The following is a 25,745-nucleotide window of genomic DNA, read 5'->3' as shown; positions in this document are numbered from 1 at the left end:
CTTATGGGAGAAATGAAAGTTATCATTGTAGATGATGATGCTTCTTCAAGAACTCTTTTATCACATTTTACTCAATTAGTTCCTGATTATCATGTATTGGGCGAAGCTGCTAGCAGTAAAGAGTGCATCGAATTAGTCAAGCAAGAAAAACCAGACATTGCCTTAGTCGATATCGGGATGCCCGATCTAAATGGTGTGGAAACGATGAAAATCTGTAAAGAAGTTCATCCATCCTTACAGGTTATCTTTACAACAGGTCATGATGAATATGCAATCGATGCCTTCGACCTTGCAGCAGTCGACTATCTAGTCAAACCTATTGAGCGGGTTCGTCTATTTATTGCACTCGAAAAAGCCAAAAAGTCGATTCAAATGGTCAAAAGCTTGGAAGCCAAAAAGAGTCATAAAGGCATCAATAAGCTGTTGTTTAAATCAAATCAGACATTTGTCTACCTGGCCCCTAATGAAATCCTTTATATCGAAAAAGAAGGTAGAAAATCGGTCGTTCATACAGAAACTGACCAGTTTGAAACGATGGAATCGCTGCTAGAAATGGAGGAAAGATTACCTGATACGTTTTTTAAAACGCACCGCTCGTATTTGGTGAACCTCCAAAGGGTAGCTAAAATAGAATCGCTGGGTGAAACATATGCAGCGACCTTTCCACAATCAGAAAAAAAGGCCTATATATCAAAGTTGAAAATCAATGAAGTGCATCGGCTAATGGGAACGTAAGAGAGGTCTATTTCAAGAGCCTCTTTTTTTTGAGTTGTCATCGATTTCTCAGTAAATGCATTGTGCAATACTTTCCAATTTAAAAAAACTGCTTCAAATTTCTTACAAATGGGTGTTTAATAGATATTGTGATTCACGACAATTCGACATCAGTTCGAAATGGTTTTGAAATAATTTTGACAAAAAATAGTCAAAAGATGACAAATTATGATATAATATTCAATGTTTTGTATTTAGGAAATTTAGGAGGACGAAATGGAAGAGACTATTAGTTTAAAAGAGTTACTTGAGACTTTGAAAAAACGATTGCTCCTCATCGTTTCTATAACAGTCATTGCAGGATTAGTCAGTGGAATAATCAGTTTTTACGTATTAACCCCCATTTACCAAGCTTCTACACAGATTCTCGTAAACCAAGCAAAAGGCGACCAAAGCATGTACAATCCAGGTGAAGTACAGACCAACCTTCAATTAATCAATACCTATAATGTAATAATCACAAGCCCAGCGATTCTAGATATCGTTTCAAAAGAACTTGATTTAGATATGACAGCTTCTCAATTAAAAGAAAAGATTACGGTAGGTAGTGAAAAGGATTCCCAAGTAGTCAACCTATCTGTTCAAGACCCAGATGCGAAAGTAGCAGCGCAAATTGCTAACAAAACAGCAGAAGTATTTAAAAACGAAATCTCTAAAATCATGAAGATAGATAACGTCAGCATCTTAGCAAAAGCGGATGTGACTGAAAATCCATCACCGATTAAACCAAGGCCATTATTAAACGTTGCCATTGCAATTGTGGTTGGCTTAATGGCGGGTGTCGGACTTGCATTCTTACTAGAATACTTCAATAACACGATTAAGAATGAACAAGATATCGAAAAAATACTTGGACTTCCCATCTTGGGGGTTATTGCAACCATTGAAGACCAAAAGCTTGAAGAATTAAAGAACAAGAGAGCAGCAAGAAATTCAAAAGTAAGAGGTGAGACTGTTGGCTCTTAAGAAGAAAATGAATCTAACAAGCCTAAACACTGGACGTAAGCTGATCACTTCGGTTGCGCCAAAGTCACCGATCTCTGAGCAATATCGTACAGTTCGTACGAATATCCAATTTTCATCCATTGATGGAGACATGCGAGTGATGATGGTTACCTCTTCCGGTCCTGGAGAAGGAAAGTCCACCACAGCAGCAAACTTAGCGGTTACTTTTGCTCAACTTGGAAAAAAAGTACTACTAGTGGACGCGGACCTTCGTAAACCAACGGTTCATCATACGTTCGCGTTGAAAAATCAGGTTGGTTTTACCAATGTATTAACGAAGCAAGCTTCACTTGGTCAAGCAGTAGTAGAAACAGAAGAAAAGGATTTGTACGTCTTAACAAGCGGACCGATTCCTCCGAATCCAGCCGAGCTGTTAGGCTCGAAATCAATGGAGCAGTTTGTTGAAGAAGTGAAGGCGCAATTTGATTATGTCATCTTCGACACGCCGCCATTATTAGCGGTTGCAGATCCGCAAATCTTAGCGAATCAATGTGACGGTTCGATTCTTGTGGTATACAGTGAAAGAACGGAAATTGAAGCAGCAAAGAAGAGTAAAGAGTTACTGGAAAATGCCAAAGGAAAGTTGCTTGGTGTCGTGTTAAATCATAAAGAACTAAAAAATAGCGACTATTACTATTACTACGGTGCGAAGTAAAAAGAGAATAGGGTGGTACGAATTACCACCCTATTTTTTCGACATACGACAGTATTCGACAAAATCCCACCCTTTCTCATTTGCTTCGACAGTGTTACCATTGTAATAGTTCGAAAATACCGGGAAGGGTGTGGGAAAATGGTTGATTTTCACTGTCATATATTACCTGGCATAGACGACGGTGCTCAGAATTTGTCGGAAAGTATCGAAATGGCAAAGGTTGCTGCGCAACAGGGAATACGAACCATTGTGGCCACTCCTCACCATAAGAACAATCGCTACGAGAATGATAAGCAAAGTATTCTTGCTAGAGTAGAAGAATTAAACCGAGTATTACAAGAAGAAAAGATAAATATAAAGGTGCTTCCAGGACAGGAAGTGAGGATTTGTGGTGAATTAGTTGAAGGGTACGACTTAGGAGAAATCCTTCCAGTCAACCACACGCAGTATGTCCTTGTAGAATTCTCATCCAGCCATGTGCCGAGATACACGGAGACGTTATTTTATGATTTACAGAATAAAGGTCTTATTCCAGTGATTGTTCATCCCGAAAGAAATCAGGAGATTATCGAGAATCCAGAGATTCTGTATAACTTGGTGCAAAAGGGTGCGTTATCACAGGTGACAGCTGGAAGTTTAATAGGGAACTTCGGGAAAAAGATTCAGAAATTTTCCTTTCAATTAGTTGAAGCCAATCTAACACATTTCATCGCGTCTGATGCGCATAACACAAGTAGTCGGACGTTCAACATGCGAGAAGCATATAACCTAATCCAAGCGAAATATGGCAATGACATGGTCTATTTGTTTGAAGAAAATGCGGAGTTATTAGTAGAAGGAAATCAGGTCTATAAAGAAGTACCAGAACGAATTAAAAAGAAACGATTCTTTAATATTTTTTAGCTGAAACGAACAAAATGGTTGTATTATACATCTAATTCAGGCTGCAGCGCCTGAGCGGCGAGGCTTCCCTGTCCGTTATCCATGGGGGCACTCGATCATGCTGTGGGAGGAAGCTTGAACTTCCTAACCTTAGACGCAGGTCGTCAAAAGCATGGTGTGAGGAAGGGTTAAATGCCGAAAATAATAAAAAACAATAAATATCTAATGAAAGAGCTAGTGTCAAGACACTTGAGTTTCCATTAGATATTTATTTTTTTGCCCACTTGCTTTAGTGGGTGAAAGTGAATGCAGAGATAAATAAAAGAAAAAGGGGGAGCAGTGAGTGACTTATAGAAGAAGAATATTCACATTGGCACTAATCGATACGGCCATCATTTTAGTTGCAAGCTACATACGTTTTATTACGTTAACTCCAGAAATGCAGATCTTTCAAGCTCCAATGTTTTTAGTAACGACACTAACACTAGTATTATGCCACCATGTCTTTGCTATTATGTTTAAGCTCTATAACAAGGTGTGGCAATATGCGAGTGTAGGGGAGCTCATTGTCATTTTAAAAACCGTTACATTATCGGTCGCGGTAACGGCAATAGTGAATTTTATACTAGTTCAAGATATTTACTTTAGAGGCATGATGCTAAGGTGGATGTTGTCTGTGTTGTTCCTCGGTGGTGCAAGGTTTTCTTGGCGAATATTCCGAGACAATTATATGACAAAACAAGAAGACGTGAAACGAACGTTAATTATTGGTGCAGGGGCAGCTGGCCGAATGGTTGCACGACAGCTGTTTTATAGCCAGGATTCAGAATTAAAACCAGTTGCGTTTATTGATGATGATCCAAAAAAACTGAAATTAGATATTCTAGGAATCCCTATCGTAGGTGATTCAAGCCGTATTTTTGCCACAGTGGAGAAATACGAAATTGAAAATATCGTTATTGCAATTCCCTCTTTAAGTCAAAAGGAGTTGAATCGGATTTTCGATGAATGTGCAAAAACATCGGCAAAAACGCAAATGATTCCTAAGCTTGAAGATTTGATGACAGGGAAGGTTTCTGTTAATCAATTCCGAGAAGTTCAAGTAGAGGATTTACTTGGAAGAGAGCCAGTTGAGTTGGATATTAATAGTATCTCGGAAGTTGTTTCTGGAAGGACCGTTTTAGTAACAGGTGCGGGTGGTTCTATTGGATCGGAAATTTGTCGTCAAATTTACAAGTTTAACCCAAGTAAAATTGTTTTAGTTGGTCATGGGGAGAACAGTATCTATTTAATTGATATGGAGCTTCGGAAAAAGTACCAACACCATATTGAAATTGTACCGGTAATTGGGGATATACAAGACCGGAATAGAATGTTTGAAGTGATGGAGCAACATAGACCATACGTGGTTTATCATGCTGCTGCGCATAAGCATGTTCCATTAATGGAATACAACCCAAGAGAAGCAGTTAAGAATAATATCTTTGGAACGAAAAATGTTGCTGAGGCTGCGGATACCTTTGGAGTGAATACTTTTGTTTTAATTTCTTCAGATAAAGCGGTGAATCCTCCGAATGTTATGGGTGCTACTAAGCGATTTGCGGAGATGATTATTCAGAGTTTGGCTGTAAATAGTAATACTAAATTTGTTGCTGTGCGTTTTGGAAATGTTTTGGGTAGCCGTGGAAGTGTTATTCCTTTATTTAAAAAACAAATTCAAGCGGGTGGGCCAGTTACAGTTACGCATGAAGATATGACACGTTATTTCATGACGATTCCAGAAGCATCACGTCTTGTTATTCAAGCTGGGACATTAGCTCGTGGCGGTGAGGTGTTTGTTCTGGATATGGGTGAGCCGGTAAAGATTGTTGATTTAGCGAAAAATGTGATTAATCTTTCTGGATACTCAGTAGAAGAAATTGGTATTCAGTTTACGGGGCTTCGTCCTGGTGAGAAGATGTATGAAGAACTTCTTAATGAGAATGAAGTGCATCCTGAGAGTGTGTTTCCGAAGATTCATATTGGGAAGGCGAAGGTTATTCATTCTGATGAATTAGCACGATTGATTGGTAGTTTATTAGATATGTCTGAATTGGAAATGCATGATACTTTGATTGATGTTGCTAATAATAAGTTTGAGGGCTTTTCTAGTTTGTCAGCTGTTAACTAGATGGATTGATTAAAAGAGCCAAGCCTTACGGTTTGATTTAACATGTAAAAAGGGGAATTGGTATGAAAAGAGTACGGAAGGCTATTATACCAGCTGCAGGACTTGGAACGAGATTTCTACCTGCTACTAAGGCTATGCCTAAGGAAATGTTGCCGATTGTTGATAAACCAACGATTCAATATATTCTTGAGGAAGCAATTGCATCTGGTATTGAGGATATTATCATTGTCACAGGGAAAGGAAAGCGCGCCATTGAGGATCATTTTGATTATGCGCATGAACTAGAACAAAACCTTTCAGAGAAAGGTAAAACAGAATTGTTAGATAAAGTGCGTTATGCTACTAATCTTGCTGATATTCATTATATTCGACAGAAGGAACCTAAGGGGCTTGGACATGCAGTTTGGTGTGCTAGGAACTTTATTGGGGATGAACCTTTTGCAGTTCTTTTAGGTGATGATATTGTACAGAGTGAAACTCCTTGTCTTAAGCAGCTAATTAATCAATATGAAGAAACCCTTTCTTCTGTGATTGGTGTGCAGACAGTTCCAGATAATGAGACTCATCGTTATGGAATTGTTGAACCTTCGGTTCAGGTTGGTAGGAGATATCAGGTTCAGAATTTCGTTGAGAAGCCTGCTCCTGGAACTGCTCCTTCTAATCTTGCGATTATGGGGCGGTATATTCTTACACCTGAGGTTTTTATGTTTTTAGATCAGCAGGAAACTGGGGCTGGTGGAGAGATTCAGTTGACGGATGCGATTCAGAAGTTGAATCAGATTCAAAGGGTATTTGCTTATGATTTTGAGGGGAAAAGGTATGATGTTGGGGAGAAGATTGGGTTTGTGAAGACTACTATTGAGTTTGCTTTACAAAACCAAGAGTTGAGATCTGAGTTGCTTACCTATCTTGATGAGGTTATGAACCAAGTGAAGGTGAAATAATTTGGGATTTTTCTAATCAAGCCTATTCTTTGGTTGATGTAATAAGAATAGGTCTTGGTTGGATAGTTTAGTTTTAGTGGTTTAGTAGTTATTTGGAGTGGATAGGTATTTCCAATTAAGTCCTAACTTACTAAATAAGGTTCAAGGAGTGTTACAGACATGTATATGAAAATTAAAAGATTGATAGATATTATTCTTTCATTAATTGGACTCATAGTACTATCACCGATTTATTTAATTCTAATTATTGCTATTAAGGTCGACTCAAAAGGTCCGGTTTTGTTTAAGCAAAGGCGCGTTGGAAACCACAAAACGCATTTCAATATCTTGAAGTTCCGTACTATGAAAATAGATACGCCTAAGGATAGGCCTACACATTTGTTAGAAAACCCAGAACAGTATATTACCAAAATGGGTAAGTTTTTGAGAAGTTCTTCACTAGATGAGTTACCACAGATATGGAATATCTTTGTTGGGCAAATGAGTATTATTGGGCCAAGACCGGCATTGTGGAACCAATATGATCTTATTGCTGAACGAGATAAGTATGGTGCTAATGATGTCCCACCTGGATTGACTGGATGGGCGCAAATTAATGGTAGAGATGAACTTCCTATTGAAATTAAGGCTAAATTAGATGGTGAGTATGTTGAGAAAATTAGTCTTTGGATGGATGTTAGGTGTTTCTTTGGGACTATTGTTAGTGTTGTTAAGAGTGATGGAGTTGTTGAAGGTGGAACAGGAAACAAGAAAGAAGTTGTAGAAACTAAAGAAAATTAAAGAAAATTAAAGATAAAACATAAAGTAATTGTTAATAAAAGCTCGGGGGCATATTCGCATATGAAAATACTAGTTGTTTGCCAATATTACTATCCTGAACCTTTTAGGATTTCAGATATATGTGAAACTCTTGTTAAAAAGGGCCACGAAGTTACGGTATTAACAGGTCTTCCTAATTACCCAGAGGGTAGAATACTTGACGATTATCGTTACGGTAAGAAAAGAAATGAAGTAATAAACGGTGTAAAAGTTATTAGGTGTTTTGAAATTGGTCGAGGGAACAGTAATTTGAGACTTTTTTTGAATTATCTTAGTTTTTCAGTATCAGCATCGTATAAGGCGCTGTTATTAAAAGAAAAGTTTGATGTTATATTTGTTAATCAGCTTTCTCCAGTAATGATGGGGATACCTGCAATCTTATATAAGAAGAAGCATAAGAGAAAAATGTTGATTTATTGTCTTGATTTATGGCCAGATAGTTTGGCTGCAGGCGGTATAAAAGAAACCTCTATAATTTATAAAGTGTTTAAAAAGCTCTCTAAATGGATTTATAGTTCAGCTGATTCCATCGCGGTGACATCTAGTATGTTTAAAGAATATTATAAATACACTCTTGGGATTAACATAGACAATGTTATTCATTTACCACAGTATGCTGAAGATTTATTTTCCGAAAGCGTTGAAGTTACTAAAAAAAATAAATATAATTTTGTTTTTGCCGGAAACATTGGTGATATGCAAAGTGTCGAAACAATTATAAAAGCTGCTAACGAATTGAGAAATCGTTCTGATATAACTTTTCATATTGTTGGAGACGGGTCGAAATTAGAAGAATGTAAATTGTTAGGTAAGGAATTAGGTCTTGCAAACATTGTATATTATGGGAGGCGGCCTGTGAGTGAGATGCCGAAGTATTACGGATTAGCAGATGCGATGTTAATTACCTTAAAGGATAATAAGAACATTTCATACACGTTACCTGGAAAGGTTCAATCTTATATGGCTGCTAGCAAACCAATAATTGGAGCCATTAATGGTGAAACTAGCCAAGTGATAAAGAAAGCAAAATGCGGGTTAGCATGTACCGCTGAAAATTATAAAGGGTTAGCAAATTTAATTATAGAGTTTTGTAATAGTGATAAAAAAGAAGAAATGGCGAAAAAATCCTACGATTATTACGTTAAAAATTATAGCAAGGAAAATTTTATATCAATCCTAGAAGAAACCTTAATTAACTTGGAGGGCAAATAGATGTTTAAAGATAAAACATTATTAATAACTGGAGGAACTGGTTCCTTTGGTAATGCTGTCATGAATAGATTTTTAGATACAGACATTAAGGAAATTAGAATATTCTCTCGTGATGAAAAAAAACAAGATGATATGAGAAAACTTTATAAAAATGAAAAGCTTAAATTCTATATTGGTGATGTAAGAGATTTGGCAAGTGTAAAAAATGCTATGTATGGTGTCGATTATATTTTCCATGCTGCTGCATTAAAACAGGTGCCTTCTTGTGAATTCTTTCCACTCGAAGCTGTTAAGACTAATGTGCTTGGAACAGAGAACGTCCTTAACGCTGCTATTGAGAGTAATGTAAAGAAAGTTATATGCCTTTCTACTGATAAAGCTGCTTATCCTATAAATGCAATGGGGATTTCTAAAGCAATGATGGAAAAGGTATTTGTAGCCAAAGCAAAAGCTGTAGATCCAGAGAGGACATTAATTTGTGGAACTCGTTATGGAAATGTAATGGCTTCTAGAGGGTCTGTAATTCCATTGTTTATTGAACAGATTAAAAGTGGACAACCTTTGACAGTTACTGATCCTAATATGACAAGATTCCTTATGAGTTTGGAGGAAGCTGTAGAGCTCGTAGTATTTGCTTTTGAAAATGCTGAAGCGGGTGACATAATGGTGCAAAAATCATCAGCTTCAACTATTGGTGATTTAGCGCAGGCACTCAAAGAATTATTTAATGTTGATAATGAAATAAAAGTTATTGGTACTCGTCATGGTGAAAAGTTATACGAAACATTGCTTACAAGGGAAGAGCATGTCGTTGCAAAAGATTTAGGTGGGTTTTATCGAGTTCCTGCAGATAAAAGAGACCTTAACTATGAAAAGTATTTTGAAGAAGGGGACCAAAAATTATCTTCTGAAGAGGAATATAATTCTCATAACACAGAGCGGCTAAGAATTGAAGCTGTTAAAGATAAACTCTTAATGCTTGATTATGTTCATGAAGAATTGAAAGGTTGGAATAAATGATGAAGATATTAGTAACTGGATCAAAAGGTTTTATTGGTAAAAATCTCATAGCAGAATTAAGAAACCGAAATTATACTGATATCTATGAATTTAGCAGGGAAACAGATCCAGTTCTACTTGATGAGTACTGTAGAGATGCCGATTTTGTATTTCATCTTGCTGGAGTAAATCGCCCTAAGGATCAATCTGAATTTATGGATGGAAACTATGGTTTTACATCTATATTATTAGAAACTCTAAAAAAGTACCAAAACAACTGTCCAGTTATGATTTCATCTTCAATTCAAGCAAATTTAGAAAACCCTTATGGTATTAGTAAAAGAGCAGGTGAAGATTTACTTTTTCAATACAGTAATCAAACAGGAGCAAAAGCGCTAGTATATCGTTTCCCTAATGTTTTTGGGAAATGGTGTAAACCTAATTATAATAGTGCAGTTGCTACCTTTTGTAATAATATTGCTTATGGGCTACCAATCAATGTAAACGATCCAAACGTTAAAATGAATTTAGTTTATATTGATGATGTTGTTGAAGAACTCATTAATGCTTTAAATGGTAATGAAAATAATATTGATGATTTTTGTGTGGTTCCAGTAGTACACACTATTTCTCTAGGTGAAATTGTTTATCTGATTTATTCTTTTAAGGAGAGTCGAGAAAGACGTTTAGTTCCCGATATGTCTAATTCATTTACTAAAAAATTATATAGTACGTATTTGAGTTATTTGCCAGAAGACCAGTTCAGTTATGATCTCAAAATGAATGTAGATCACAGAGGTTCTTTCACAGAGTTTATTAAGACTCCAGAAAGAGGGCAAGTTTCTGTTAACATTTCAAAACCTGGAATTACAAAAGGTAATCATTGGCACCATACAAAGAATGAGAAGTTTCTGGTTGTTAGCGGCCATGGAGTTATTCGTTTTAGAAAAATTAATTCTAATGAAGTTATTGAATATTATGTCAGTGGTGACAAAATGCAAGTAGTTGATATACCTACTGGGTATACACACAACATTGAGAATCTTGGTGATACGGATATGGTCACTATTATGTGGGCAAATGAGCTATTTGACCCAGAGAAACCAGATACTTACTACCTGGAGGTTTAACCATATGAAAAAATTAAAAGTTATGACAGTCGTTGGTACTAGGCCAGAGATCATCAGGCTGTCAGCTGTGATTAATAAATTAGAAGAATCAAACGCCATAGAACATACACTTGTTCATACAGGGCAAAACTATGATTATGAATTAAATGAAGTGTTCTTTAAAGATTTTAATTTAAAGAAACCCGACTATTTTTTGAATGCAGCTAACGGCACTGCTGTTGAAACAATCGGTAATATTCTTGTGAAAATTGATCCAATTATGGAAGAAATTCAACCAGAGGCTTTATTAGTACTAGGTGATACAAATAGTTGCTTATGTGCAATCGCTGCAAAGAGAAGACATATACCAATATTCCATATGGAAGCTGGAAATAGATGTTTTGATCAAAGGGTGCCAGAAGAAACAAACAGAAAAATTGTGGATCATACTGCAGATATTAATTTAACATATAGTGATATTGCAAGAGAGTATCTTTTAAGAGAAGGGTTACCTGCAGATAGAATCATTAAAACTGGGAGCCCTATGTTTGAAGTTCTCAACTCAAGAAAAAACGATATTGAGAAATCTGATGTATTAGAAAGATTGGAATTAGAAGCTGGAAATTATTTTGTGGTTTCGACTCATAGAGAAGAAAATATTAGTTCGGAGACTAATTTTCAAGATTTAGTTGATAGTTTAAATGCAATTGCACAGAAATATAACTTACCTGTTATTGTAAGTACACATCCTAGAACTAGAAATATGATTAATGCCAAAGGAGTAAAGTTTAACCCTTTAGTTAAGACGTTAAAGCCTCTTGGATTTAATGATTATGTAAAACTTCAAATAAAAGCTAAGACAGTTCTAAGTGATAGTGGAACGATAAGTGAAGAGTCTTCAATTCTTGGCTTTAGAGCTCTTAATATAAGACAAGCTCACGAGAGACCAGAGGCTATGGAAGAAGCATCGGTTATGATGGTAGGTTTGAAAAAAGAGAGAGTATTGCAAGGATTAGAGATTTTAGAAACTCAAGATAATAATACATTAAGGCATGTTTCTGATTATAGTATGCCTAATGTATCAGATAAAGTGCTTAGAATTATAATATCTTACACAGATTATGTAAATAGAGTTGTTTGGAGGAACAACTAGTGAGAATATTACAAATTAATTCTGTGTGTGGAGTAGGGAGCACTGGTAGGATAGCAACTGATATTCATCAGTTACTGATTGAACAAGGGCATGAAAGTTATATTGGATATGGTCGTGGTGAAGCTCATAATTGTGAAACAGCTATTAAGATAGGAAATAAGTACGATAATTATGCACATGCGTTAATAACAAGGACTACTGACAAGCATGGATTCGCCTCAAAGAACGTTACAAAACAGTTTATAAAAAAAATTGAAGAGTTAGATCCCGATGTAATTCATTTGCATAATATTCATGGATATTATATCAATATTAAATTACTATTTGATTATCTGAAAACAGCTAATAAACCAGTTGTTTGGACATTGCATGATTGTTGGGCTTTTACAGGACACTGTGCATATTTTGATTATGTTGGTTGTGATAAGTGGAAGGTTGGTTGTAATAACTGCCCAGAAAAGTCGTCCTATCCTTCTAGCAGTTTTATAGATAATTCACGAGATAACTATATAAACAAAAAGGATATTTTTAATGGTGTAGAAAACTTGAAAATAGTGACACCTTCAAAATGGCTGTCTGGATTGGTGAAAGAGTCATTTTTGAGTAAATATCCTGTTGAAGTAATAAATAATGGGATTGACGTGAATATATTTCAACCAACTAAAAGTAATATTAGAAAAAAATATAATATTGAAAAAGAATATATAATTTTAGGTGTTGCAAGTATGTGGGATCGACGAAAAGGGCTTAAATATTTTATAGAGTTATCTAGCAAGCTAAATGATAATGAAGTAATAGTATTAGTAGGTTTATCTGAAAAACAAAAAGAACAACTCCCTAAAAAAATAATTGGAATTACAAGAACAAATAATATTAAAGAATTAGTAGACATTTATTCAGCTGCTGATGTTTATGTGAATCCTACTTTGGAAGATAATTTTCCAACAACTAATTTGGAAGCACTAGCATGCGGAACACCAGTTATTACTTTTGATACTGGAGGTAGTGGAGAGCCTATTGAAAATAATACTGGGTTTGTAGTAGAAAAGGGAGATATTGCAGCATTAGTCAAAAGAATTAATCAAGTAAAGAATGAAAGAAATAATTATAAAACTGATTGTGTTAAAAGAGTATTAGATCATTATGAAAAAGAAAGTAAGTATCGTGACTATATTCTTTTATATGAGGATTTTTTTAGCTGAATATACAGTTATAATAAAAAAAAATTTAGTATCTGAATTAAGAATAGCCAGTCTATTGTTTTAAAAATCATCCGTAATGTTGGTAATAATAATTGGTTAATCGGGAGTTATAACTATTGATCTAGTGGCTTGAATTGGAAGGGAAATCAGAGAAGGCTTGACTCCAAAGTGTTGTGCCAAAGCTATTAGGGAGAGGGAAGATGTGATAGTTTTTGCAAATATCGTAATAACGAGCAATAAGATCAAAGCTCCTGCCGATTTAAAATATTTGGAAAAATGGGTTAACATATTAAGAATGTAGATGGTGATATAGATGCTGTGTGAATTATATGGAGTCCTCCATAAGTTTGCCAAAAAGGTGTTGGGAAGGTCTAATTTTAATTTAAATCAATATCGAATGGTTAATTTTACAGATAGAGATTTTGATACCAATGGGTGTGTGACAATTAGGAATAATAGTAAAAAGTCTTTTATAAACGAATATGAATACGATGTAAAACAATTAACAGTTCTAAAAAGTAATGTGTATCCTGTTGAGAATCTGGTCCCAGTAGAATCATACCTAGAATTGCAAGATTCCTTTAGTGATAAAAAAAGGAAGAAAAAGATTAGAAGATACAATAGCTTGGCTGAATCAAGTATAGCTTGGGAAAGTTTTATAAATAATTCTAGAATTCCATATGGATATAGGAATGCCGGACTTCATTATGCTGGTTATATTAGAGAATATGAAAATTGGTGCCTGCCAAGCTGGGTGTGGACAAATGGGGCTTTAGTACGATATTACTGCACTTTAGGCGAGATCGAAAAGGCAAAAGATATGGCAGACATTATCCTTGATCTACAGCATGATTGTGGTGGTTGGATTGTACGCAACGATTATAGTTCAGAGGGAATAGTTCCTGTATTGGCGCCCAATGACTCGGCTTATCTAGCCAATAACTGTTGCCTTTCCTATTATTTAGTTACAAAAGATGAAGCCTATCTTGTCGCTGCTGAGAGATGTGCTAAATGGATTATGGAAACAGCAAGATCAGACGGTTTCGTCTATTTTGGTTTTGATGATAAAAGAAAGTCATGGATAAAGGATAGAAATATTGTTGATATTGGTTTTACAGCCGCGCTATTTGCAAAATTATACGAAATAACAGAAAAAAAACCATACTTAAGATTCCTTGAACGTTTTGTTGAAAAATATATTGAACTATTTTATATGGAGGAAAATAGATGCTTTGCAACGTCTATTGATGAAAATAATCTTCAGATTGGCGGTGCTTTCGGACGAGGACAGGCATGGGCTTTAGAGGGACTTATCCCCACTTATCAAGTTACTGGTGATGCCCATATAAAAAATGTTATACAGAGTACTATCCAAACCCTATTGGATAAGCAAGATAAAAATGGAGGGTGGTCATACAATTTAGTGAAGCCACTTATGGGGACTGATTGTAAAGGAACACCAGTCATTGCGCGAAGCATAATGGAGTGGTATTTCATAAATCCGGACCAACATAACTTGTATAAGTCAGCTGAAAAGGCACTAAACTGGTGTGTGAACCATACCGATTCATCAGGAGAATCAAAGGGTGGTATTTTTTCTTATACAATCGAGGGGGCGGTAGTGCATCACATGTATACAAACACAGCTTTTGTGTATGCAAGCTCTTATGCGTTGGAAGTAAAGCATATGCTTGAAGAGATATAGATTTTTTTTGAGGCAAAGAGGTGATTATATTGGAGAGTATTTTTCTAGTGAAAGATGCTACTAAGCTGTATGAAGTTTATTCAAATTCGATTTTAAAAAAACTAAAAAGCCTTACCGATATAGATATTCAAAAATTTTATACAGAAGACTCACTGACTTCTCATAAACATGAACTTATTAATGTAAAATATATTTTTTCAACATGGTACATGCCTAAACTTTCAGAAGAGAAGATAAAAGAATTTTTCCCAAATTTGAAGGGAGTTTTTTATGCAGCAGGTACGGTTAAATATTTTGCAGAACCTTACCTAAAAAGAAATGTTCGTATTTTTAGCGCAAACATTGCCAATGCGATTCCTGTTGCGGAATTTGTAACTGCGCAGATAATACTTGCAAATAAAGGATATTTTCAGGCGCAGGCATTGTATAAGAAAAGAAAATTCAAAAAAGCTTTCTCATTTTCTAATAAAAAGACGGGAAATTATAATTGTACTATTGGCTTAATTGGAGCGGGAAATGTAGGGGCTAATGTGATAGAACTTTTAAAACCTTACAACATAAGGGTGTTGGTATATGATCCATACCTTTCTCATGAAAGGGCAGAGGAGATGGGATGTACGAACGTTTCTCTAGAAACACTTTTTAGTCAGTGTGATGTAATTTCTAATCACCTACCTGATAATCCGGAGACAAAAGCTATGTTAAGTTATAGGTTATTTTCCAAAATGAAAGAGAATGCAACCTTTATTAATACAGGTAGGGGCGCGCAGGTGGTAGAGAAAGATCTTGCGAGGATACTAAAGGAAAGACCTTATACATGTGCTCTATTGGATGTAACTGTACATGAACCATTGTGGCCGCATAGTCCTTTTTACAGGCTGAAAAATGTCTTTATTACCCCTCACATTGCAGGTAGTATAAAAAATGAGGAACAGAGGATGGCGGAATATATGCTTGAGGCATATCAAATGTGTATTGCAGGGGATCCATGCCCATTTGAAGTGACCAATGAAAATTTAGAAAATATGGCGTAAGATAGAAAATTGTTGGGGGGCTTTATGTTATCAAAATTAGGAAAAGGGATTAATAAAATAAATATAGTAGCTAAGAGAACAAAAGTAAAATTACAGAGAACAAAACAACAGAATCCTATTCACTGGGGTATTATCGGATTAGGAACAATGGCACACAGTTTTTCCAACGCATTAGAGCTTGTGCCTGATGCTTCTATAATTGCAGTCGCTTCAAGGACCAAAGAGAAAGCAAAGTCCTTTGCTGGAAAACATAATATACCAAATTCTTACGGAAACTATGAAGAAATGTTAAGTGCAACTGATATTAAATTAGACGTTATTTATATTGCAACTCCAACTAAATACCATTATGAGCATATTAAGATGTGCCTTGAAAATGGCTACAGTGTCCTATGTGAAAAACCCATAACTACTAACGCAAAAGAACTGTCAGATCTGATGAGTATAGCTCGTGAGAAAAAGCTATTTCTTATGGAAGGAATGTGGATGAAATGCCTTCCTACGTACCAAAAAGGATTACAATGGGCTCAAGAAGGTAAAATTGGGAATGTTCAATGGATACGTGTTGACTTGTCTAAAAATGAAGTGGTAAATAAGGACAAAACTACCTTTATAAAAGAAGAGGGAGGAGGAGTCTTATTAGACTATGGAATTTATGCTACCGCGTTTCCAATTGACTTTCTTGGGAAAACAGTTGAGATATCCCAGTGTTACAAAAATCTCCGGGAATCGGGCATAGATAGGGATTGGTTCTTTGTTATTGAGAGTGAAGACAAAAAAGCGTTTGTAAGTATATCCTCCGGGTATCAAGGGGATAGAAAAGCTGTTGTTATTGGTGATAAAGGGACTATTGAGTGGACTGCCCAGTTTAATCGAACCAATTGTATCAATCGTTTTGATCAAAAAGGGGAAATGGTAGAGTCCTTTAAGACAAATTATCTATACGATGGTTTTGAATATGAAATTCAGGAAGTCCACAAGTGCCTACGTGAAGGGAAAGTAGAAAGTTCTCTTGTACCTCTTGAAAAGTCTTTGATTACCTTGGAATTGGTCGATGATCTTTGGTATAAAGCTAGATGATCCAAAAGTTAGGAGGATAGGTAATGTATGGAAGAAAGTATGAAACCTTAATAAAAAATGTATTTGATCATTATATTCCATACATTGAAATGGAATGTGTTGAGGAAGCAAAATTAATTGACCCAAATGATAAGAAGGTTATTGGTTTCCACTATGGAGAAACACATTTTGCTGCAGCAATGATTATCTATGGTTATGAAAGTTCTGATAGGACATTAATACAGAAAGGCATTGCTGTACTTTCTGGTTTTATGAAAAATATCAACGAATACAACCAAGAGCCTGCATATCATTGGGATTTTAATAATTTTGCCCTCTGTGTTTTATATGAATATTTGAAAAAACATAACCAGAATTTGAACCTTCAAAAGGAACTGAAGATTTTCGTGCTAAATCAGAAGGATAGTAATAACCCAACAATTAACTGGATTCCAATGCGCATATTTGTTAATTCCTGTAAGTATGAGTGGACAAATGAAAGGAAATATAAAGACATAATTGATAAACTTAAAAAAATAATCGCTAAGGCTCAATATCAAGATGGGTACTTTGAAGATTTACTTCCGAAAGGGACAAGCTTCAATTTCCAATATCACATCTTTACTACGGCAATGCTAGCGTTCCTAAATCTTAGGGGAATCAAAATTGCCGATTTTGATATAGCTGTTCAGCAAGTTGAGAATCTGATTGACCCTTTGGGAGATGCTAATTATCTTGGTAGAGGAATTAATCAAATATTTGCTTGGGGGCCACTTATTTATCTCTTGGATGTTACAGAGAGTCCTGCAATTAGCCGTGCACTGCAGTATTTAGAGTCAGTAGCCCCTGACGCGGTTGAGAAGAATAATCTCATGTTGAATGATTTTCTAGGGGAACAAAAGACATGGTGGTGGGATTATCATTATGCTTCCGTTTACCATGCCCACTTTGCTCTATGGCTAGTATTGGCATTGATTGAAAAAAGGAAAACTAATTGGGAAAGAAGTTCGTTGGCTATTTCGGATAGTGGCGTACATATCCTTAAAAAAGGGGGATATTTCGTATGCACATTTGATGGAAGAAAACATTACCTTGCTGAGAGAGGAAAGCAAGTAGCAAATATTTGCCATAAAGAACATGGTTATGTTTTCAAAGGAGCCTTTGGTCCGTATCCAGGCAAATTTGGTAATTTATATTCTTCCCCTGTTACTATATTGCACAATTATTTCGGTCCTATTTCCAAAAAGGTATCTAAGTTCGGGTCTCTTTCTATAAAACCAATATTCCCAGAGAATATCACAGTCGGTTTAGAAAATGGAAAGCTCTTAATTAGGTTTTCGCTTAAGAAAACTTATAAAAATCTGATGTTCAACTTACCTTTGTATGGTTTACAAAGTGAAGTGAAGATTGTTAGTGATAGAAAATCTAATATAGATTTGAAACGGGTTGGTGCAATTGATGGACCGTATGGGAGAGTTAATATATATCAATGTGATTGTGTAGACGCGAAAACTATTGATGTTTTGATAGGTGGAGATAAAAATGAAATTAGTTTATATAAATGATGAGCTTGCTACTGGTGATGGCAGCAACGCTCATGCTTTGGGTATGTTGAGTGCTTTCAAGGAGCTCCTGGGTGAAAGCAATGTATATTCATTCCCATTGCCGAAAGACGGTTCAAAGGACGCTGCAAATATAAGGAATGTAGTAATAAGGCAAAAACTAAAAGTAGTTCTTCAATTTGTTAGATACTTTAGGAAGAAAATAAATTCTATTAAGAGAAGTAAAGCCTATATTGCAGAAATGGAAAGTAATGGTTTCATTCCAACGCATGTGTTGGCTCGTTCCACAGTATTCGATGTTACCGCGAATTATGTAGCTAAGTATTTTAATGCAAAGCTAATATATGAAATTAATACTCCTATGTATTATGAGGCCGGGGAAATTCGAAAAGTGCCAATGGAAAGACAAATGGAAGTTTGGGAGAGAAAAATCATTGAAGAATCAGTCTATGTTTATGTAGTTTCTAAGGTTTGCCGGGATATGTTGTGTGAACATTATAACATAAATACAGATAAGTTTATTGTTGTGCCAAACGGTTATATGGAAGATTTGTACACGGAAAATGATGAAGAACGTCAGGTAATTAGAGATGCAATTCGAAAGAAAGAAAATATAATAGATAAATTTGTTATTACCTTTGTCGGAAGCCTTAAAGTATGGCATGGTATTCAGATGTTTTGTGAGATAGCTGAAAAATTTCAAAAAGACTCAAAAGTTCATTTCCTTATTATCGGGGATGGTGAAATGAGAAAAGAAATTGTGAATTATGTCCAGTCTCACGATAATATGACTTTTATGGGAAAGTTAGACTACCAGAGAATGAAACAATATTTATATGCTTCTGATCTTGGTTTGATGCCATACAATAAACAGGAAAATTTTTATTTTTCACCTCTGAAAATGTTTGATATGATTGGAGCTGGACTTCCGTTTGTTGGTACAAGGGTGGCTCAAATAGAAGATATAGTTAACGAATTTTTCGATGCTAATTTTTTGGTGGAAAATAATAATCCCCAACTGGTCATTAAAAGGATAAATAATATTGTAATTGATAAAGAGGCATACTCTAGTATGGAACAAAAAGTTATAAAGAATAAAGAATTATTTACTTGGAAAAAAAGAGCTCAATATTTACTTGAAAAAATCAATCGTGGATAAAGGAATTTTAAAAAAATAAATTAAAGAAATGGGGTGAATAATAATTGTATAGATTTAAAGTCAACAAAATACTTCTATTTCTAGTTATAACAGTATTTGGTATTTATAGCATCCAGTTAATTACAGGATTTTCTGAAGGCACAGAGAATTTTATCTTTAGAATAATTGTGGGGATTATATTTGTTTACTGCATATATAGAGGTGTACATGATAGTAAATTAATTAACCCATATCTATTGTTTTCAATCACACCTTTTTCATTATTGATGTATTCAGATAAAATAAGTCCAACCTATTTGGTGAAGTTAAATACAGACACCTGGGTCTTGGCCATAATAAATATGATCGCCTTTTTAATTGCGTTAAGCTTAACTAAAGGAAGAAAGGTTATAGATTCATCAAATATAAATCTTGAAGCAATGGCTAAGAGTAAACGATATGTTCTGACTAAGCATTGCATTTTATTTTTCATCATAGGACATATTCCGACAGTATATAGTACAGTATTTGGTGGAACTATGCCATATGCATCAACTCTATCGTTGTTTTCATTTTTTGCAATAGTTTGTGCGTTTAGAACCAAAAATAGATTACTAATAACAGGTGTTTTATTTTTAACATTATTATCTTTTACTGGTGGTTTCAACAAAACAGCATTTTTATTTTTGGGAATGACAATAGTAATTTCATTAGAAAAATACTATTTTCAGAATAATAAGAGCAAATTAAGGCTAATTGGAATTATAACTGTTACTGCTATTCTCGGCATTTTTGTTGCCTTTCCTTTAAAGGATTATATGTCTACTGGTGGTTCATTGTTTTCATTCTTTAATGATAGAAATAACACAGGGATGCAATATTATGAGGGAAAAATTAATTGGACTGAACATCCATCATTAATGCTACCATACATGTACCTTGTTTCATCTTGGACTAATGTTCAATATGTTATGTTGACTCAGGATACAAGTACCTTTGGATTATGGTTATTAAAGCCTTTGCTAGGATATTTTAGTATGGATAAATTTTTTGATTCATATTATTCTTTATTCTCTTATTCAAGTTTTAACACATTTACTTTTGTAAGTGTAGTGTACAAGGATTTTGGATTCTACGGCTCAATCTTTGGCACTATGTTTCTAGGCTGGTTTGTTAAAAAGGTATATTTAAGATATATAAATACAAACTCATCTTTGGATACGGCAGTTTATGCTTTAACAGCATGTGCTGTTTTACAAATGTTTTTTAGTAATCATTTTTTAATGCTATCGTATCCATTTACTATTTTTATCCTCTCATGGATATACAAAAAAATCATCCCACTATCAGAAAGGAAAGATTTATAATTATTATTAAAAATTAGGAGAGGAAGTATTATGCATCCTTCAAAAGTTAATGTTCCAGTGGCATTGAATGTATTTGTCAGACCAAGTGAATTACAGATTGTTTTTGATGCAGTAAAAAAAGCTAGGCCAAATATACTTTTTTTAATAGGAGATGGTCCAAGAGAAGATTCTCCAACAGATGAAGCAAACATTAAACAATGTAGAAAAATAGTAGAAGATATTGACTGGGATTGTCAAGTCTACAGAATCTATTCAGATAAAAATAAGGGAATGTATAGAACGTATTTTGATGCACAGGATTATATATTTAATATTGTTGATAGATGTATTTTTCTTGAAGATGACGTATTGGTATCTCAATCCTTCTTTAGGTTTTGTGAAGAAATGCTGGAAAGATATAAGGATGATCTTAGAGTACATTATGTTACTGGGCTAAATTATTTTGGGGAATATGATGATCCAGATGCAGATTATTTCTTTTGCGGAGAAGGTTCTATTTGGGGATACGCAATATGGAAAAGAACCTACGAAAGCCAAAATATGAAATATGCCAATAGCCCATATGTTATTGATAGAATGTGTCTTGCAGCAAAACAACTTAAGCCACGTTATGAAAAGAAAATCAGAGGGTATGTAAATAATCCACATTATGAAGGACATATTCCAGGGCCTGAGTTTTTTAAAAACTCATTACGCTTTTCACAAAATCAAGTGTATATTGTTCCAACAAAGAATATGGTAAGTAATATTGGAGTAGGGAATGGTGCTACGCATTCTGCAGACAGTATGCGTAAACTTCCAAAGGGAGTCCAGAGACTTTTTAATATGCCAATATATGAATATCAATTCCCATTAAAACATCCACAATTTGTTGTTAGAGACCTTTATTATGAAAAGTATGTTAATAGAATACTTGGATGGAATCATCCATTTGTTCAATTACACCGTAAGATTTCAAGTGCAATGAGGAATCTTTTTTATGGAGACTTTTCTAGTATTCGTAATAAGATTGGTAGAGTGTTGAAACGAAATATCGAGACTTAAGACATGTAAATCATAATATTAAATTAAGCTTAACACTTTGGCAATAAAGAAGGGAATTATTAAAGTGAAACCAAAAGTAAGCATCATTTGTCTCGCTTATAATCATGAAAAATACATTAGAGAGGCTCTAGATAGTATTGTTACACAAAAGACAGCTTTCCCATTTGAAATAATTATCAGTGACGATGCTTCCAATGACAGTACAGCACAAATAATAAATGAGTATGAGGAGGCTTATCCTGAATTAATAAAGCCTGAATATTTTACAACTAATCAATATTCACAAGGAATAGATATTATTTCTCAATTGATTAAGAAGGCAAAAGGAAAATATATAGCTTTTTGTGAATGTGATGATTATTTTACAGATAATGAAAAACTTCAAAAACAGTATGATTTTCTTGAGGCTAATTTGGAATGTGTTGCATATGTACATGATGCTGTAAAGATTAGTGAAAACGGTAAAAGAAAACTTGGTATTAGGAAACCATTTATAAAACATGATTATTTAAAAATAGAAGATATATTGCAATGCATTGCTAGTAATTATGCACTTAATACTTTGATGGTACGTTCGGAGTGTTTAAAAGAGTTACCTGATTATTATTACATGTCACCAGTTGGAGATATTCCACTAGCTATCAAAATCTCATTATGTGGAACAATTTATTATGATAAAAAAATCATGTCTGCATATAGACTAGCATCTCAAGGGTCATGGTCACAAAGAATAGGTAGTAGTAAAAAATATTCAAATGAATATTGTAATAAAATGATTTTAATGCTGGAAGCATTTAATAAAGAAACAAACTATAAATACAAAGATATTTTATCGGAAAAAATTGAGTTGTATGAGTTTTGGAGAGCACAATTTGCAAATCCTAGACTTGTATTTAAGGAAAAACGTTTTCATAACCATTTTAAAAGACTATCAGTAAATACGAAAGTAAAACTCATAGTTAAAGCGTTATTAAAATAGAGATTAGATTGTAGGATATTACGATGGATAATTATAATGTTCAGTCAAATGTATTTTCTGGTTTTTTATGGAGATTTGCTGAAAGAAGTGGAGCGCAAGGGGTTAGTTTTGTTGTTACAATTATACTTGCTAGATTATTGGCACCACAGGATTTTGGTACCTTAGCTTTAATTACTATTATTATAGCCATATTACAGGTATTTGTTGATAGTGGTATGGGAAATGCCTTAATACAAAAGAAAGATGCAGACGATTTGGATTTTTCAACTGTTTTTTATTTGAATTTATTAATATGCCTGATATTATATATTGTCATGTTTATAGGAGCCCCATTTATAGCAAAATTTTATGGGAATGATCAATTAATTCTTTTGATAAGAGTACTGAGTTTAACACTCATAATTTCAGGGGTTAGGAATATTCAACAGGCATATGTTTCTAAACATATGCTATTTAAGAGGTTTTTCTTTGCTACATTAGGAGGCACAATTGGTGCAGCTGTTATAGGAATTGGGCTAGCTTTTATGGGTTTAGGAGTTTGGGCATTAGTTGTACAACACTTATTCTTAACACTGGTTGATACATTGATTTTATGGATAACAGTTAAGTGGCGTCCTAAGATAATGTTTTCATTCAAGAGAATGGTAACTTTATATTCTTACGGATGGAAATTATTGGCATCCAGTCTTCTTGAAGTATTATACAACAATATGCAACAATTAGTAATAGGTAAACTATATTCAACATCTGATTTAGCGTATTATAACAGCGGTAGGCAATTTCCAAGTCTTGCAATTACTAATGTAAATGCATCGATTGATAGCGTACTTTTTCCCGCAATATCTAATGTGCAAAATGATTCAGCAAAAGTAAAATCAATGACCAGACGTGCAATTAGAATAAGCAGTTATATTATTTGGCCAATTATGATAGGACTTGGAGTTATAGCTGAGCCATTAATAAGTCTCTTAATGACTGATAAATGGTTACCTAGTGTTCCATATCTTCAAATATTCTGTTTTGTTTATGGATTTTGGCCTATTCATACCGCAAATCTAAATGCAATAAAGGCCCTCGGTAGAAGTGATATTTTTTTAAAACTTGAGATTTTAAAAAAGGCTATTGGATTAATATCGTTGTTTGTATCAATGAGATATGGGGTAATGGCAATTGCTATGGCTTTTGCAATTACCACACCAATAAGCGTATTCATTAATATTACACCGAACGTAAAATTACTGGGATACTCTTATAAGGAACAATTGGCAGATATACTGCCTTCTATAGGACTAGCAGGGCTAATGGGTGTAGCGGTGTATTCTATTCAATTCTTGCACTTTGAAAGTTTCCTCAAATTGGTTATCCAAGTCATAGCAGGAATTATTATATATATAACATTATCCAAATTTTTTCGAATTGAAAGTTACTATTATGTCCAGAGAATGATTATAAATATTATTAAAAAGCCTAATATACGAATAAGGAATTAATTTCATTTGAAATGGGTACAAATTTTTGAAGTATAAAGAGGAATGAGCTAGTGAGAAGCTCATTCCAAAAAAAGTTTTGTAAGATATCCTCGAAGGAGAAATGGACATGGATCAAAAAATCTTAGTAACAAGGTCTTCTATGCCAAGTTTCGAAGAATATGTAATGGAAATTAAAGATATTTGGGATAGTGGTTGGCTTACAAACATGGGAGTTAAACACAAAGAACTTGAAAAAAACCTTTCCAAATATCTAGGAGTGGAAAATACCAGTTTGTTCTCTAACGGTCATCTAGCTCTTGAAATTGCAATTCAAGCTATGGATTTGAGTGGTGAAGTAATTACCACTCCCTTTACCTTTGCATCCACTACTCATGCAATTATAAGAAGTGGATTAAAACCTGTTTTTTGTGATATAGACCCGCAAGATTATACGATTGATGTTAAAAAAATTGAATCACTTGTCACAGAGAGAACATCCGCTATTATTCCGGTCCATGTTTATGGGAATATTTGTGATGTCGAAGAGATTGATCGGATTGCTAAAAAGTATGATTTAAAGGTGATTTATGATGCAGCACATACTTTTGGAGTAAAGTATAAAGGTAGTGGAATTGGATCTTTTGGAGATGCTTCAATGTTTAGCTTTCATGCTACAAAGGTTTTCAATACAATAGAGGGCGGAGCGGTTTGTTTTAGTAATCCTGATTTAGGGGAAAAAATGAATCGATTGAAAAACTTCGGGATAAAAAACGAGGTTGAAATTAATGAAGTAGGTACAAACGCAAAAATGAATGAATTTCAGGCTGCGATGGGTCTGTGCAATCTTCGCAATGTTAATAATGAAATCGCAAAAAGAAAAACTGTCGTAGAACGGTATCGCAAACATCTTGATGATATTAACGGAATACAACTTTCACCTATACAAAAAGATGTTATTTCGAATTATGCATATTTTCCGATAATAATTGATAAAAATTTATTCGGTGCAAATAGAGATGAAATTAGTGATGAATTAAAGAACCATGATATATTCTCAAGAAAATACTTTTATCCACTGACTAATACATTTGATTGTTTTCACGGTCAATTTGATCCAAAGCAAACACCGATTGCATTAAGTATTTCTGAAACAGCGTTAACGCTTCCACTCTATGCGGATCTTTCTTTATCAGATGTAGATCGGGTATGCGATATTATTTTGAGTATGAGGAAAAGTGGTATTAGTTGATAAAAGATATTTCTCTAAAAAATTTACAAGTTAATAGCCTAACAACTCAAATGTATAGCATTACTTTTCTACCTATGAATGTTGCTGTAGCAGAGCAGAAAAACCTGTTGATAAAGTCATTTATCATTTATTAATCAAGCATTTGTTACTATAGTAGAGAATTTTACTGACATAAGTGGTCTATCTTTTCAAAGCGAGAGATTACTTTTATTATT

At 34.4% G+C, this 25,745-nt stretch carries 22 protein-coding genes; all 22 read left to right on the top strand.

All coding sequences use genetic code 11. The annotated features are described in order from the left end of the window. Window positions 1–3 precede the first annotated feature (3 nt). The 22 genes from ABES03_RS02640 to ABES03_RS02535 all read left to right on the top strand — a co-directional run bounded on the left by ABES03_RS02640 (window position 4) and on the right by ABES03_RS02535 (window position 25,530). The gene (locus ABES03_RS02640) at window positions 4–735 is read left to right on the top strand and encodes a LytR/AlgR family response regulator transcription factor (RefSeq protein WP_430114922.1); all 732 of its coding nucleotides are present in this window, start codon (window positions 4–6) and stop codon (window positions 733–735) included. Window positions 736–990: 255 nt separating this feature from the next. Then, on the top strand, window positions 991–1,740 hold the full coding sequence (locus tag ABES03_RS02635; RefSeq protein ID WP_430114920.1) for a YveK family protein: 750 nt from the start codon (window positions 991–993) through the stop codon (window positions 1,738–1,740). After that, window positions 1,730–2,434 (top strand): CpsD/CapB family tyrosine-protein kinase, encoded by a 705-nt coding sequence (locus tag ABES03_RS02630; RefSeq protein WP_430114919.1) that lies wholly within the window; start codon window positions 1,730–1,732, stop codon window positions 2,432–2,434. The genes ABES03_RS02635 and ABES03_RS02630 overlap by 11 nt, the downstream gene beginning before the upstream one ends. 138 nt (window positions 2,435–2,572) lie before the next feature. Continuing rightward, window positions 2,573–3,337: a tyrosine-protein phosphatase gene (locus ABES03_RS02625; protein WP_430114916.1), complete on the top strand. Its 765-nt coding sequence runs from the start codon at window positions 2,573–2,575 to the stop codon at window positions 3,335–3,337. Window positions 3,338–3,659: 322 nt separating this feature from the next. Continuing rightward, window positions 3,660–5,486, top strand: coding sequence for a polysaccharide biosynthesis protein (locus tag ABES03_RS02620; RefSeq protein WP_430114913.1), 1,827 nt, complete (start codon window positions 3,660–3,662; stop codon window positions 5,484–5,486). 62 nt (window positions 5,487–5,548) lie between these two features. Next, the gene (gene galU / locus ABES03_RS02615) at window positions 5,549–6,430 is read left to right on the top strand and encodes a UTP--glucose-1-phosphate uridylyltransferase GalU (protein ID WP_430114911.1); all 882 of its coding nucleotides are present in this window, start codon (window positions 5,549–5,551) and stop codon (window positions 6,428–6,430) included. 159 nt (window positions 6,431–6,589) lie between these two features. Beyond that, window positions 6,590–7,210: a sugar transferase gene (locus ABES03_RS02610; protein WP_430114910.1), complete on the top strand. Its 621-nt coding sequence runs from the start codon at window positions 6,590–6,592 to the stop codon at window positions 7,208–7,210. 60 nt (window positions 7,211–7,270) lie between these two features. Further along, complete coding sequence (locus ABES03_RS02605; RefSeq protein ID WP_430114908.1) at window positions 7,271–8,461, top strand: glycosyltransferase family 4 protein; 1,191 nt, start codon at window positions 7,271–7,273, stop codon at window positions 8,459–8,461. Then, the gene (locus tag ABES03_RS02600) at window positions 8,462–9,481 is read left to right on the top strand and encodes a polysaccharide biosynthesis protein (RefSeq protein ID WP_430114906.1); all 1,020 of its coding nucleotides are present in this window, start codon (window positions 8,462–8,464) and stop codon (window positions 9,479–9,481) included. After that, window positions 9,481–10,590, top strand: a complete 1,110-nt coding sequence (locus ABES03_RS02595) for a capsular polysaccharide biosynthesis protein CapF (protein WP_430114969.1) — start codon at window positions 9,481–9,483, stop codon at window positions 10,588–10,590. The genes ABES03_RS02600 and ABES03_RS02595 overlap by 1 nt, the downstream gene beginning before the upstream one ends. Window positions 10,591–10,594: 4 nt before the next feature. After that, window positions 10,595–11,722, top strand: a complete 1,128-nt coding sequence (gene wecB, locus ABES03_RS02590) for a non-hydrolyzing UDP-N-acetylglucosamine 2-epimerase (protein ID WP_430114904.1) — start codon at window positions 10,595–10,597, stop codon at window positions 11,720–11,722. After that, on the top strand, window positions 11,722–12,924 hold the full coding sequence (locus tag ABES03_RS02585) for a glycosyltransferase family 4 protein (RefSeq protein ID WP_430114901.1): 1,203 nt from the start codon (window positions 11,722–11,724) through the stop codon (window positions 12,922–12,924). Before wecB ends, ABES03_RS02585 begins: the two co-directional genes overlap by 1 nt. A 313-nt stretch (window positions 12,925–13,237) precedes the next feature. Then, window positions 13,238–14,629 (top strand): glycoside hydrolase family 88 protein, encoded by a 1,392-nt coding sequence (locus ABES03_RS02580; RefSeq protein WP_430114898.1) that lies wholly within the window; start codon window positions 13,238–13,240, stop codon window positions 14,627–14,629. Between the two features lie 29 nt (window positions 14,630–14,658). After that, window positions 14,659–15,663: a hydroxyacid dehydrogenase gene (locus tag ABES03_RS02575; protein WP_430114896.1), complete on the top strand. Its 1,005-nt coding sequence runs from the start codon at window positions 14,659–14,661 to the stop codon at window positions 15,661–15,663. Window positions 15,664–15,687: 24 nt separating this feature from the next. Beyond that, window positions 15,688–16,743, top strand: a complete 1,056-nt coding sequence (locus tag ABES03_RS02570) for a Gfo/Idh/MocA family protein (RefSeq protein WP_430114894.1) — start codon at window positions 15,688–15,690, stop codon at window positions 16,741–16,743. A 23-nt stretch (window positions 16,744–16,766) separates the two neighbouring features. After that, window positions 16,767–18,287, top strand: a complete 1,521-nt coding sequence (locus ABES03_RS02565; RefSeq protein ID WP_430114893.1) for a hypothetical protein — start codon at window positions 16,767–16,769, stop codon at window positions 18,285–18,287. Beyond that, window positions 18,265–19,443, top strand: coding sequence for a glycosyltransferase (locus ABES03_RS02560; protein WP_430114891.1), 1,179 nt, complete (start codon window positions 18,265–18,267; stop codon window positions 19,441–19,443). Before ABES03_RS02565 ends, ABES03_RS02560 begins: the two co-directional genes overlap by 23 nt. A 44-nt stretch (window positions 19,444–19,487) precedes the next feature. Further along, a complete protein-coding gene (locus ABES03_RS02555; protein ID WP_430114888.1) occupies window positions 19,488–20,789 on the top strand; it encodes an O-antigen polymerase in 1,302 nt (433 codons plus the stop codon). 30 nt (window positions 20,790–20,819) lie between these two features. Beyond that, the gene (locus tag ABES03_RS02550) at window positions 20,820–21,833 is read left to right on the top strand and encodes a hypothetical protein (RefSeq protein WP_430114887.1); all 1,014 of its coding nucleotides are present in this window, start codon (window positions 20,820–20,822) and stop codon (window positions 21,831–21,833) included. A gap of 64 nt (window positions 21,834–21,897) precedes the next feature. Then, window positions 21,898–22,812 (top strand): glycosyltransferase, encoded by a 915-nt coding sequence (locus ABES03_RS02545; protein WP_430114885.1) that lies wholly within the window; start codon window positions 21,898–21,900, stop codon window positions 22,810–22,812. Between the two features lie 23 nt (window positions 22,813–22,835). Next, window positions 22,836–24,302: a lipopolysaccharide biosynthesis protein gene (locus tag ABES03_RS02540; RefSeq protein WP_430114883.1), complete on the top strand. Its 1,467-nt coding sequence runs from the start codon at window positions 22,836–22,838 to the stop codon at window positions 24,300–24,302. A gap of 106 nt (window positions 24,303–24,408) precedes the next feature. Beyond that, window positions 24,409–25,530 (top strand): DegT/DnrJ/EryC1/StrS family aminotransferase, encoded by a 1,122-nt coding sequence (locus ABES03_RS02535; RefSeq protein ID WP_430114880.1) that lies wholly within the window; start codon window positions 24,409–24,411, stop codon window positions 25,528–25,530. Window positions 25,531–25,745: the final 215 nt, after the last annotated feature.

This window comes from Neobacillus rhizosphaerae (assembly GCF_050477885.1).
Lineage (GTDB): Bacteria > Bacillota > Bacilli > Bacillales > Cytobacillaceae > Neobacillus > Neobacillus rhizosphaerae_A.
Note: the sequence above shows the minus strand (reverse complement) of the source record. Positions and strands in the feature narration are given on the sequence as shown.

Coding starts and splice junctions, on each gene's coding strand:
- ABES03_RS02605 (WP_430114908.1), top strand. CDS start 7,271: ATGAAAATACTAGTTGTTTGCCAATATTACTATCCTGAACCTTTTAGG.
- ABES03_RS02560 (WP_430114891.1), top strand. CDS start 18,265: ATGAAATTAGTTTATATAAATGATGAGCTTGCTACTGGTGATGGCAGC.
- wecB (WP_430114904.1), top strand. CDS start 10,595: ATGAAAAAATTAAAAGTTATGACAGTCGTTGGTACTAGGCCAGAGATC.
- ABES03_RS02640 (WP_430114922.1), top strand. CDS start 4: ATGGGAGAAATGAAAGTTATCATTGTAGATGATGATGCTTCTTCAAGA.
- ABES03_RS02595 (WP_430114969.1), top strand. CDS start 9,481: ATGAAGATATTAGTAACTGGATCAAAAGGTTTTATTGGTAAAAATCTC.
- galU (WP_430114911.1), top strand. CDS start 5,549: ATGAAAAGAGTACGGAAGGCTATTATACCAGCTGCAGGACTTGGAACG.
- ABES03_RS02580 (WP_430114898.1), top strand. CDS start 13,238: ATGCTGTGTGAATTATATGGAGTCCTCCATAAGTTTGCCAAAAAGGTG.
- ABES03_RS02535 (WP_430114880.1), top strand. CDS start 24,409: ATGGATCAAAAAATCTTAGTAACAAGGTCTTCTATGCCAAGTTTCGAA.
- ABES03_RS02540 (WP_430114883.1), top strand. CDS start 22,836: ATGGATAATTATAATGTTCAGTCAAATGTATTTTCTGGTTTTTTATGG.
- ABES03_RS02550 (WP_430114887.1), top strand. CDS start 20,820: ATGCATCCTTCAAAAGTTAATGTTCCAGTGGCATTGAATGTATTTGTC.
- ABES03_RS02625 (WP_430114916.1), top strand. CDS start 2,573: ATGGTTGATTTTCACTGTCATATATTACCTGGCATAGACGACGGTGCT.
- ABES03_RS02565 (WP_430114893.1), top strand. CDS start 16,767: ATGTATGGAAGAAAGTATGAAACCTTAATAAAAAATGTATTTGATCAT.
- ABES03_RS02570 (WP_430114894.1), top strand. CDS start 15,688: ATGTTATCAAAATTAGGAAAAGGGATTAATAAAATAAATATAGTAGCT.
- ABES03_RS02635 (WP_430114920.1), top strand. CDS start 991: ATGGAAGAGACTATTAGTTTAAAAGAGTTACTTGAGACTTTGAAAAAA.
- ABES03_RS02610 (WP_430114910.1), top strand. CDS start 6,590: ATGTATATGAAAATTAAAAGATTGATAGATATTATTCTTTCATTAATT.
- ABES03_RS02600 (WP_430114906.1), top strand. CDS start 8,462: ATGTTTAAAGATAAAACATTATTAATAACTGGAGGAACTGGTTCCTTT.